The sequence below is a fragment of the Bacillus cereus group sp. BfR-BA-01430 genome, assembly GCF_022663115.1.
Taxonomy (GTDB): domain Bacteria; phylum Bacillota; class Bacilli; order Bacillales; family Bacillaceae_G; genus Bacillus_A; species Bacillus_A cereus_BD.
This window is the reverse complement of sequence record NZ_JAKUEW010000002.1, coordinates 460,397-472,137: the sequence shown is the minus strand read 5'-3', so window position 1 is coordinate 472,137 and position 11,741 is coordinate 460,397. Positions and strand designations below refer to the sequence as shown.

Genomic DNA, 11,741 nt, shown 5'->3' with positions numbered 1-11,741 from the left:
CCTCCTTAATATAATTGTTTCATATACTCATATTCTGCTTTTAATCCATGAAATAATGAAACCGATGGGGAATATTGTAGTAATGATTGTGCTTTAGAAATGTCTGCCCATGTTTGTTTCGGCTCGCCGGGTACGACTTTTGAAAAATTCATTGTTGCACGTTGACCTATAATTTTTTCTAACATAGAAACAATATCTAAAATCGAAGCTTGCTCTTTTCCACCAATATTTATTACTTCACCAATTATATTTTTTCTTGTTTGTAAAGTAGCTACTGTACCTTTTATACAATCATCGATATAAGTGAAATCGCGTGTTTGTGTTCCATCGCCAAATATAGTCAGAGGTTTATTTTCTATTAGTTGTTTTATAAGTCTATGAAACGCCATATCTGTACGTTGTCTCGGACCGTATACTGTGAAGTATCGTAAAATAATAGTTGGTATATTGAAATTTGTATGATAAATACGACACAAGTGTTCACCGCTTAATTTGGTTACACCATATGGAGAAAGTGGGATTGGTAATAAATCTTCAGAAACTGCACCAGATTTTTCACCATAAACAGAAGATGTTGATATATAAATGAATTTATCTAAATCTTTGTTTTTACATGCTTCAAGTAAATGTTGCGTAGCTATTATATTATTCGTAACGTAGGGATGGAAATCTTTCCCCCAACTTGTTCTGACTCCAGGAATAGCAGCTAAATGATAGACGACACTTACGTCTTGTAAAATTTCGGATAAATCTGCATTTAAAATATTTTCTTGTATAAATTCAAAACGTGAATTTGTTATGAGAGAACGGATATTACTTATCTTTAATTGAATCGGAGTAGGGCCAATAAAATGATCTATTCCAATTACGGAATAGGATTTGTTTTTTAGTAATTCTTCACATAAATGAGAACCAATGAAACCAGCTGCCCCAGTAACAAGTATTTTCATGAGCGACCAACTCCTACATAGCGTAATCTGGATTTCTCTATTTCCTCTTTAGTAAGACAGTTTCGTCCATCAACAATTAGGTCTCCTCTCATCGCTTGTTTCACTTGTTTCCAGTTCAGCAATTTAAATTCGTCCCATTCCGTGGCAATAACAATACAATCAGAGTTCATAATAGAGGGCTCTAGTCGCTCATGCTGGGTAACGTACTTATTTAAATGGTTAGGAAGAACAGCTTTTGGATCATAAGTGTGAAGATCGTAGCCAAGAGGGATTAATTTTTCGAGAAGTGTTATGGCAAGTGAACTGCGAATATCATCAGTGTGTGGCTTAAAGGAAATTCCTAAAATAGTTATTTTTTTTGCAGGTTGTTCTATACAGTTTTTTATTTTTTCAATATAGAGATCTACTTGTGTAGAATTAACAGATTGGACTGCTTGTAAAATAGGAACAGTGACTTGTCTATCAGTTGCTGTATAGATAAGTGATTGTAAATCTTTTGGAAAGCATGACCCACCATACCCTAGTCCAGCTTGCAGAAAATGAGGATTAATTCGAAAATCATAGCCAATTCCTTTCGCTACTTCAACAACATCAATGTGGTATACGTCACAAATTCGAGCAATCTCATTTATAAAAGATATTTTTGTCGCTAAAAAAGCATTTGCTGTATATTTAATCATCTCTGCTTCATTTAAACCAGTCCAGAGGAATGGAGCATGAATATTTTTATATATATTTTTGATGATCTCAAAAGATTTTTTATCATTTTTTTGAACCCCTATAATTGTTCTATCTGGAAAGAACATGTCATGTACAGCAGATCCTTCACGAAGGAACTCAGGATTAGAAACAACATTAAAAAGGGATGGTGAAACGCCTTTTTTAATGAGTGTTTCATATAAATATTGATTTGTGCCTGGTGGAACTGTACTTTTCGTAATAATTGTTTTATATGATGTTATAGCTGGAACTAACGAATCAATAACAGAGTAGAAATACGTTAAATCTGTTTTACCGTTTGATGTTGAAGGGGTTCCTACGGTGATGATAATAACTGATGAGAATTGAATAGCTTGATTAATTTCATGACAGTATTTTAAACGGTTACGATTTTTGTGAATAAGTTCTTTTAAACCTGGCTCGTAAATGGGACATTCTCCTTTTTGAAGAGAATGAATTTTATTTTTATCCTTATCTACACAAATAACATGGTGTCCTAAATCAGCTAATACCGCTGCTGATGTTAGCCCCACATAACCAGATCCTATAATGCATATATTCATATGATGTCCACCCTTCTAAAATGAGTACCAGTTAGTACATTATATTGATGGAGAAGTATAATTGGTGACATATAAGAAGGCCCTATTTGTACAAGTGAAAAAAGTAAGGGGGTAAAAGCCTTTTTAAATTTTGTGATGCGCAGGTAAGAGGAATACTGAATATAATATGATAAATATGCAGAAGGAGAGAGGATAGTGATTAAAAAAGCAATCATTCCAGCTGCAGGTTATGGTACAAGAAGTCTTCCAATTACCAAAGTAGTCCCGAAAGAAATGTTTCCAATAGGGAATAAACCTGCAATTCATTATATTGTAGAAGAGGCTGTAAAATCGGGGATTGAGCAAATATTAATTGTGGTTTCAAAAAGAAAAAATTTAATAGTTGATTACTTTGATCATTCATTAGAGTTAGAAGCTTTCTTAGAAAGAGAACAAAAATCTTATTTATTAAAGAATTTTGTGATTCCTGATATTCAAATACTATATACAAGACAGCCGTATGCGAGAGGTCTTGGTGAAGCGATAAAACTAGGTGAAGCATTCATTGGTAATGAACCTTTTGCTGTGCTTTTGCCAGATGATATTATAATTTCGGATAAAGGTACCGCTTTGAATCAATTAATTAAGATATACGAAGAGGTAAAAAGTAGTGTAATCGGCATTCACACAGTACCAAATGAATTTTTAGATAAATATGGGGTCGTGAAAGGCGATATGATAAAAGAGGGTTATATTGACATTACAAATATTGTTGAAAAACCAAAAATAAATCCCCCATCTAATATGGCGGTTATTGGAAGATATGTTTTTACACCTGATATTTTTTCTTTGTTACAAAATGTGCAGCCTGGCGTCGGAGGTGAGTATCAACTAACCGATGCAATTCATTCTTTAATTGCCATCAAAAAAGTATATGGGAAAATTATCGATGGGAAGCGATTTGATATTGGACAAGAAAACGATTATGTTCATCTTCTTAATTATATACATGGACAAAATAAAGCAAACGCGAATTAAAAAACACTTATTCATTTAACGATTTATAATGAAAAGGTTTACAAAGAGTGCTTTGTCCTTTTTATTTTTCTGTAATGTATTTAGAGTAAACATAATAAAAATACGCTAGTTCTAACGCAAAGAATGTATTTATTTGAAAGAGGCTGATAGATTTTTAATGAGAATTTATTTTTATATCACCATTCCAAATAATGAGTGAATAAATCTCACACCATTTTGAACAAACTTGTATGTAGATAAAGCAGTAGCAGGACTAATCGACTTTATTCGAAAAGGGAAGTTAAAAAAAGAAGACAACATTTTGTTCGTACATTCAGGTGATTCACCAGTTTTGTATGCGAATACTTCTCTTTTTGCATAAGTAGATAAAAAGGAGGCATTGGAAAATTCCATGCTTCCTTTTTTATGTACATGATTTTAAGTGTTTTCAGATGTAATGACAAGATGAAGTGGAATGAAAAAACAAGGGTAGTATACGATAATAATAGTGAAACCGAAACGTCACTAAAACTTGATTTTTTGGTTTCTTTTGATTACTATCGCTCCGTCTCAAAAAATTCAATCCATTCCCCATCAGGACCAGCGAAGAATATGTAACGTGTTCCGTCTGGTAATGTTTCAATTTCTTCTCCTAATAAAAAAGTTACTTGTAAATGTTTTAGCCTTTGAATTTCATTTTCTAAGGAATCTACTTTAAAGCAAATGTGATGCACTTTTCCTTCTGTTGGAAGAGAAGCGTTATATCCTTCAATAAGTTCTAGTATCGTTTCTTTTGATTCTTCCACACCTAAAAAAGCAAGTTTTAAATTGGGGTCGGGATGTCCCATACGTTTCAGCAGTTGTAATCCAACTACTTCTTTGTAAAAGGAGATCGAAGTTTCTAAGTTTGCAACCATAAGACCTACGTGTTCAATTCTTCTTACTGGCATACGGAATCCTTCTTTCTGAAAATTTTATATGTATCATAATATTGAAAATTAAGAAAATAAGCAAGATATAAATCTTACAAATGTTAGTGTGATATATGATATAGTGAGAAAGTATGTTTGGAGAGAAGGAAGGAGACGATTTTATGAATACAACTTCGCAAACTCCTTCATTAACGGAAACGATGAAAGAGTGGCATCAAGCATTAGCTTATGAAATGAAACATTGGAAAACGATAGGTGGAAGTAAAATTTCTATCATAAATGGTCGTTTTTTATATACAGATTACGAAAATACAGTTTACGTATTTCAGCTTATTTCAGAAGTAAGCTTACCTGAAGGTTCACCCATTCGAATTGAGTTCGATGGTGAAGAAGCAACAGGGGAAGTATTATCAGTACATGGATTAGAAATAGAATTGAAATTAAATGATTATATTCAAGGTGAAATAAGAGAAGCTGTTTTATACAGTGAACCGTGGCAACTGTTAGAACAACTTCAGGAGCGATTAAAAGAAGCGAGAAAAGAAAAACAGAAGCGTCAACGTATAAGACGTTTATTAGATGGAACGAGCGCACCGAAACATATTGAAAAAATGAAAAATCCGAAAAATGAATTAGCGTATCGAGCATTTTACAATGCGACAACATACGTTTGGGGGCCACCTGGAACAGGGAAGTCGTATAATTTATCACGGATTATTTCTGCGCATTATCAAAAAGGAAAATCAGTTCTTGTATTAGCTCATAGTAATGCGGCAGTGGATGTGTTGATGAGCGAAGTTACGAAGCAAATGGAGAAGAAGAATAAATGGACGCCAGGAGAAATTGTTCGTTACGGTTTTAGCCAACATGAACATATACGTAATCACGAGACATTACTTGCTTCAAGACTTGTGGAAACGACAAATGGTTCATGGGGGGAAGAAAGACTTTATTTAGAAGAGATGCGTCAAGATTTGCGTGAAAAAATACTATCTTATAAAGCGACTGCTTCTGATAAGAAACGTATGCAAGAAATTGAAGGTGAACTTCGAAAACAGAGGGCGAAAATGAAAGAAGTAGAAAGAGAGTATATTGAAAATGCACAAGTAATTGGTGCGACATTATCAAAATGCGCAATTGATGCGCTGATTTATGAACGCACATTTGATTTAGTTATAGTAGATGAAGTCAGTATGGCATATGTTCCGCAAATTGCTTTCGCAGCTTCACTTGGAAAACGAATTGTCATCTGCGGAGATTTCTTGCAGCTGCCGCCAATCGCAATGGCGAACCATGAGCTTGTTCGAAAGTGGCTTGGTGAAGATATATTTTATCATGTGGGAATTGTAGAATCTGTTAATCAATCAGAAGCACATCCCAATGTATATATGTTGCAGGAACAAAGACGGATGCATGCGGATATCGCAAAATTTACAAATTCATTTATATATAAAAATAGAGTCTATGATCATCCGTCTGTTTCAAAGCGTAAAGAACTAGCAAAATTACAACCGTTCGCAAACGAGGCAACTGTTTTATTTGATACAAGCTTAATGGGGGCTTATTCTTTAAAAGATGCTGCTTCCGGATCGCGTTTTAATATGATGTCTGGCTTAGTGGCGATGCAAATGATTTTAATCGGAGTATTAGATGGTGTTCAATCCATTGGTGTTGTGACGCCATATCGAGCGCAGTCCCGCTTTTTATCAACATGTATAAGAGAGATATTGCAAAAAACGAAATATCAAAATGTGCCAGTTTTAGCAGCAACAGTTCATAAATTTCAAGGTTCTGAAAGGGATATGATACTATTTGATACGGTTGATAGTTACCCACAAGAGCGCCCTGGTGTACTATTTTTTGATCATAAAAACCATCGCCTTGTGAATGTTGCCGTAACAAGGGCGAGAGGGAAGTTCATTCAACTGTCAGATTGTCAATATATGCGTAAAAATCTTTCAAGAAAACAAGCATTATCACAATTAACGGCTCATATAGAGCGCCACGGAAATGTGTATGATCGCACAACGTCACGTCAAGTATGGGAGCGGAAAATTACGAAGCGCTTACGTTGGTTTATGGAAATGAATTTAGAGGAACCGAAAGGGTTGCTAAAAGATATTTTGGCGGCAAAACGAAAAATTGTTCTATCGTTGCCAAGTACAAGAAAAATCGATAAGAGAGTATGGCAAGCGTTAATGCGCACGAATGCACAAGTAATAATTTATAGTGATGGCCCTATTCCGTTAAAAAACGCAAGAGTACAAAGACAAAATAAATCATTCCCGTTTGTAGTCATTGATGATGAAATTTTTTGGGCAGGAGCTCCGTTAACATCGCAAATGATGTTTGAAGGGAGCCCGGAATTTCCGTATATATGTGCAAGATTGCAAGCACCTGAAACAATTGGTGTATTAACAGGATTTTTAGATATTCGGTAAAATCCGATAGGAATTCCTTGACATTTACTCGGAATAACAATAGAATAAAAATAATTTAATATAATTTTATGAAAATTCTTATCACGAGAGGTGGAGGGACTGGCCCTATGAAGCCTCGGCAGCGGATTCTTTATGAATACTGTGCCAATTCCAGCAAGTAATAGACTTGAAAGATAAGAAAGAAGCGTAGTTTGAATGTATATGCGAAAGCCTCTTTCTATCTTTTAGGAAAGAGGCTTTTTTTACGTGTAAATAAAAGGAGGAGTAAAGGGAATGGGAACAACACAAGTAACATCACATCGTAACATCATTCAAGAGAGTATTGAAAAAAACAAAGAAAAGTATATTCAAACAAGCCATGCTATTCATGCGAATCCTGAAATCGGTAATCAAGAATTTTTCGCATCTCGAACGTTAAGTTTACTACTCGGCAGCGCAGGATTTCAATTGCAACACAATATCGCTGGACATGAAACGGGTTTTATTGCAAGGAAAAGTTCAGGGAAATCAGGGCCTACAATCGCCTTTTTAGCAGAGTATGATGCATTGCCTGGACTAGGTCATGCTTGTGGTCATAATTTAATTGGAACAATTAGCGTGGCGGCAGCGATTGCTTTATCAGAAACGCTTGAAGAGATTGGCGGTGAGATTGTTGTGTTTGGTACGCCAGCGGAAGAAGGGGGACAAAATGGAAGTGCAAAAGCTAGCTATGTGAAAGCAGGATTATTTCATCATGTTGATGCGGCGCTTATGATTCATCCTAGTGGAAAAACAGCAACAACAAGTCCGTCTCTTGCGGTAGATCCACTTGATTTTCACTTTTACGGGAAATCAGCGCATGCAGCAGCTTCACCGGAGGAAGGGATTAATGCATTAGACGCCATTATTCAACTGTACAATGGTATTAATGCACTTCGCCAACAGCTACCTGCGGATGTGAAAATTCACGGTGTGATTACAGAAGGAGGAAAGGCTCCAAATATTATTCCAGATTATGCAGCGGCTCGTTTCTTTATTCGTGCAGCAACGCGGAAAAGATGTACAGAAGTGATGGAAAAGGTGAAAAATATTGCACAAGGAGCGGCATTAGCTACTGGGACAACAGTAAAAATAGATCCATTTCAAAATGAAATTGATGAGTTGCTTATAACAAAAACATTGAATGAAGTAGTTGCTGAAGAATTAGAATTGCTTGGAGAAATCGTGCATCGAAAAGAAAGATTTGGTATTGGATCAACAGATGCAGGGAACGTCAGTCAAGTTGTTCCAACAATCCATCCATATATCAAAATTGGTCCAGACGATTTAATCGCTCATACGAATGAGTTTAGAGAAGCCGCTCGTTCTGAACTGGGAGATAAGGCGCTCATTACAGCTGCGAAAGCGCTCGCTTATACAGCATATCGTTTAATGACAGAAGAAGGAACGCTTGAGCAGGTGAAAGAAGAATTTAAAGAAGTGAAAAGAAATCAATAAAAGAACGGGGAAGAAAGAAGTTTGAAGGTATCTTTAAACTTCTTTCTGTTTTTTATAAAATATGAAATCCGTACAAAAGGAATCGAGTAGATTCATGAGAAAATGAGAAAGAGTACGTACAGCTGGATTGTGTCGCTCATAATCCGAAGTTAAATGTTTTTTACCAAAAGCACGGATATAAATATCGAAAAGATTGAACAAATAACTTTTCATTCAAGATTATTTCTTACAGTTCTCTTATATCCTTTCAGTTGTTATTCAAAATATTACAGTAAAAAAGGAATATAAAATATTTGTGCAGAATATTTAGAAAACTGGAGGTGTAAGAGAAATGAGTCAAATTGAATTAGAAAACAAAGTCTTAAAAGCAACAGCAGAGAAAGGAATTATCATTCGTTTCATTTTCGCTAGTTTTGTGGGAATATTTCTGTTTTTTGTGCCTGTTACAATCAATGGTACTTCATCTATTATGATTGACCATATTGTATCGTGGATTCGATCAGCCACTTCATTAACTGTACCGTATTATGCTTTTGGTGTGATGGTAATTGGTGCGATTTATCCTTTTTACACGAAGAAATGGAAGGCATCATTTGTGGATATTTGCTTTTCTTTTTTGAAAGTGATTGGAGTTATATTTGGGGCATTATATTGTTTGAAAGTAGGACCAACTTGGTTTTTTGCGCCGGATGTAGGACCATTTTTGTATGAAAAGTTAGTTATATCAGTAAGTTTACTCGTTCCAATCGGTTCGGCATTTTTATCGCTATTAGTAGGATATGGCTTACTTGAATTCATCGGTACGTTTTGTCGACCAATTATGAGGCCGTTATGGAAGACGCCAGGGCGCTCTGCGATTGATGCGGTTGCTTCATTTGCTGGAAGTTATTCAATTGCTCTTCTTATTACAAATCGTGTTTTTAAAGAAGGAAAGTACACGATAAAAGAAGCGGCGATTATCGCAACTGGTTTTTCAACTGTATCTGCCACATTTATGATCATCATTGCAAAAACATTAAATATTATGCACATATGGAATTTATATTTTTGGACCACGCTTATCGTAACATTCATTGTAACCGCTATCACGGTCAGAATCCCACCACTTCGAACAAAACCAGATACATATATTACAAAAGAAGGGTTTCCAGAGACAGTCTACCAAGAAAGAATGTTTACACGCGCTTGGGAAGATGCGCTGGAAGTTTCGAAATCAGCACCGAGTATACTGAAAAATATTGCAATCAATTTAAAAGATGGGTTCATTATGACAATGGGAATTTTGCCATCTATTATGTCTGTTGGATTAATCGGAATCTTATTGGCAAAATATACACCAGTGTTTGATTGGATTAGCTATATGTTTTATCCATTTACGTTATTGATGCAAGTTCCAGAAGCTGATTTGGCGGCGAAAGCAGCTTCAGTTGGAATCGCTGAAATGTTTTTGCCATCTTTGCTCGTAACAAGTGCACCGCTCGTTACGAAATTTGTTATCGCAGTTGTCTCGGTATCTTCTATTCTCTTTTTCTCAGCTTCAATTCCTTGTATTTTATCTACAGATATTCCGTTAAAAGTTTCTGAACTTGTCATTTTATACGTAGAAAGAACAATTTTAACTTTGCTAATTATTACGCCAATTGCCTATGTATTGTTGTAACGAAAGGCTCACAAAAAGTGGGCCTTTTGAAAGTGTTTGAATGGAGTTTTACATATTTCCGCCATTGTAGGGCAGTCCAACTGGTGCTAATTAATTATCAGTGTGGGTGAAGAAAAGTTTCTCTTTAGGGGAATGATTTTTCAGATTTGTTATAAAGGACAAGTGGATTTTTCAAAGAATAAAATGAAATATAAAAATTTTGACAGTATATTTGTTTTTGATTACCATTTAGCTAGACATAGAGAAAAGGAGAAGAACTTATGGAACTCAACAAGGACAGAGTAAAGTTACGACTTATGGATAGAAATGATATTGAAACATTATATGCCATTGTAAAAGAAAATAAAGAAATATGGACGTATTTAATCGCTAAGATGGAAAATTATGAAGATATGGAAAGGTATGTAGAAAAAGCAATAGAAGGCTATAAAGAAGGGACAGAGCTACCGTTTGTTGTTATTGATCAGGAGAAGAATAAAGTTGTTGGAAGTACACGTTTATACAATATAGAAAAGGAAAATAAAACAGTTGAACTTGGTAAAACATGGTACCACCCAAGTGTTCAAAGAACAAGTGTGAATACAGAATGTAAATTTCTCTTATTGCAATACGCCTTTGAAGAACTAAAAATGCTGCGCGTACAGATTAAGACAGATTCACGAAATACAAAAGCGCAGCGTGCTATTGAAAGACTTGGTGCTATTAAAGAGGGAATATTACGAAATGAAAGACAGCTGCCAAATGGCTATGTAAGAGATGCAGTTGTATATAGTATTATTGCGAGGGAATGGCCGCTTATAAAAGAACAGCTTCATCAAAAATTCCATGCATATCAATAATATATAAAAAGGTATATACTCCAAAAAAGCGGAATGTATACCTTTTTTCTTACAAAATAGTAACTTCTTTTAGATACTTTTGTTTCATCATTCCCTTCTATAGAAAAATTCGTTACAATGGAGTAGTATGAAATGCAATTTGTAAGTGTTTGATATGCAAAATGCTCCATAAATAAGAATGAATAAACAATCCTCTATTTGAATGAAAACCCTTTACTGCACATAGGATAAAAAGTGCCTTCTTTCAAATAAATTCAAATGAAATGATTTACATATATTTTTAGAAGTATGGATGATGCGCGGAGGCTAGTACAAATGGAACAAAAGAAGAAAAGTAAAAAAAGAAGAGTGCTACAAGTATTCTTGCTTATGATTAGCTCTATCATTCTCTTTGTAAGTTATGCAGCTTACGATATTTGGAGCTATCGATTTAAAACAGATAAGGTGGATACAGATGCTGCTGTTGTACTTGGAGCAGCTTCTTGGAACGGAAAGCCATCACCTGTATTTCGTGAACGAATTAACCATGCGATCTCTTTGTATCAGAACGGTAATATTAAAAAAATTATTTTTACAGGTGGAACAAAATTTGAAGCGGAACTGGAGGAAGCTCGTACTGCGAAAGCGTACGCATTGAAACGTAATGTAAAAGACGAAGATATTTTAATTGAAACAAAGTCGCGTTTTACAGAAGATAATTTAAAAAATGCAAAACAGGTTGGTATGGAGCATGGATTGCAAACATACACGATTGTAAGTGACCCTCTTCATATGAAGCGAGCGATGCGAATTGCCAAGCATATAGGGATGGATGCATACGCATCCCCGACACCTACGTCAGCATATAAGTCGCTAGATACAGAGATTCCTTTCTTTTTTAAAGAATTATGTTCCTATATTGGTTACATGACTTCTTTACCGATACGTGCATTAAAAGGAGAGTAGTATGAGAAAATTTCCTATCTTTTGATAGGAAGTTTTCTTATTGTTTTAAAACATTGTATTTTTATCGGAATAGTGTAACAATAAGTTTAGAATTTCATATAGTAATTGAGAGAATGCCAGTATGGAACTTTTATGAATAGTATACGATAGAAAGAGAAACGATTTTTTTGTTACTTACATATAAGAAAAAGAAGAAAGGGTATACTTTCGCTAATGAAT

Annotated in this window: 9 protein-coding genes, 1 pseudogene and 1 riboswitch; of the genes and pseudogenes, 7 read left to right on the top strand and 3 right to left on the bottom strand. The window is 34.9% G+C overall.

The genetic code is table 11. The annotated features are described in order from the left end of the window. Positions 1–5: 5 nt before the first annotated feature. On the bottom strand, positions 6–950 hold the full coding sequence (locus MR058_RS06870; protein WP_242143258.1) for an NAD-dependent epimerase/dehydratase family protein: 945 nt from the start codon (positions 948–950) through the stop codon (positions 6–8). After that, a complete protein-coding gene (locus tag MR058_RS06865; RefSeq protein WP_242143257.1) occupies positions 947–2,233 on the bottom strand; it encodes a UDP-glucose dehydrogenase family protein in 1,287 nt (428 codons plus the stop codon). The genes MR058_RS06870 and MR058_RS06865 overlap by 4 nt, the downstream gene beginning before the upstream one ends. 195 nt (positions 2,234–2,428) lie before the next feature. Between MR058_RS06865 and MR058_RS06860 the strand changes: the two genes are divergently transcribed. Together MR058_RS06860 and MR058_RS06855 are read left to right on the top strand one after the other, a co-directional pair. Continuing rightward, positions 2,429–3,250 carry a UTP--glucose-1-phosphate uridylyltransferase gene (locus tag MR058_RS06860; RefSeq protein WP_242143256.1) on the top strand — a complete coding sequence of 274 codons (822 nt, stop codon included), beginning with the start codon at positions 2,429–2,431 and terminating at the stop codon, positions 3,248–3,250. Between the two features lie 226 nt (positions 3,251–3,476). Beyond that, positions 3,477–3,611: pseudogene (locus MR058_RS06855) on the top strand (D-cysteine desulfhydrase); the annotation flags it as partial. 175 nt (positions 3,612–3,786) lie between these two features. On the opposite strand, the gene MR058_RS06850 reads toward MR058_RS06855, so the two are convergent. After that, positions 3,787–4,179, bottom strand: a complete 393-nt coding sequence (locus MR058_RS06850) for a VOC family protein (RefSeq protein WP_242143255.1) — start codon at positions 4,177–4,179, stop codon at positions 3,787–3,789. Between the two features lie 113 nt (positions 4,180–4,292). Between MR058_RS06850 and MR058_RS06845 the strand changes: the two genes are divergently transcribed. The 5 genes from MR058_RS06845 (at position 4,293) to MR058_RS06825 (ending at position 11,522) form a co-directional block, all read left to right on the top strand. Beyond that, on the top strand, positions 4,293–6,602 hold the full coding sequence (locus tag MR058_RS06845) for an AAA domain-containing protein (RefSeq protein ID WP_242143254.1): 2,310 nt from the start codon (positions 4,293–4,295) through the stop codon (positions 6,600–6,602). 75 nt (positions 6,603–6,677) lie between these two features. After that, positions 6,678–6,782: riboswitch (SAM riboswitch) on the top strand. Between the two features lie 93 nt (positions 6,783–6,875). Further along, complete coding sequence (locus tag MR058_RS06840) at positions 6,876–8,078, top strand: M20 family metallopeptidase (RefSeq protein WP_242143253.1); 1,203 nt, start codon at positions 6,876–6,878, stop codon at positions 8,076–8,078. 331 nt (positions 8,079–8,409) lie between these two features. Beyond that, positions 8,410–9,738, top strand: a complete 1,329-nt coding sequence (locus tag MR058_RS06835; RefSeq protein WP_242143252.1) for a YjiH family protein — start codon at positions 8,410–8,412, stop codon at positions 9,736–9,738. A gap of 260 nt (positions 9,739–9,998) precedes the next feature. Further along, entirely contained in the window at positions 9,999–10,577 is a 579-nt protein-coding gene (locus tag MR058_RS06830) for a GNAT family N-acetyltransferase (RefSeq protein ID WP_242143251.1), read from the top strand. A 315-nt stretch (positions 10,578–10,892) separates the two neighbouring features. After that, entirely contained in the window at positions 10,893–11,522 is a 630-nt protein-coding gene (locus MR058_RS06825) for a YdcF family protein (RefSeq protein ID WP_242143250.1), read from the top strand. Positions 11,523–11,741: the final 219 nt, after the last annotated feature.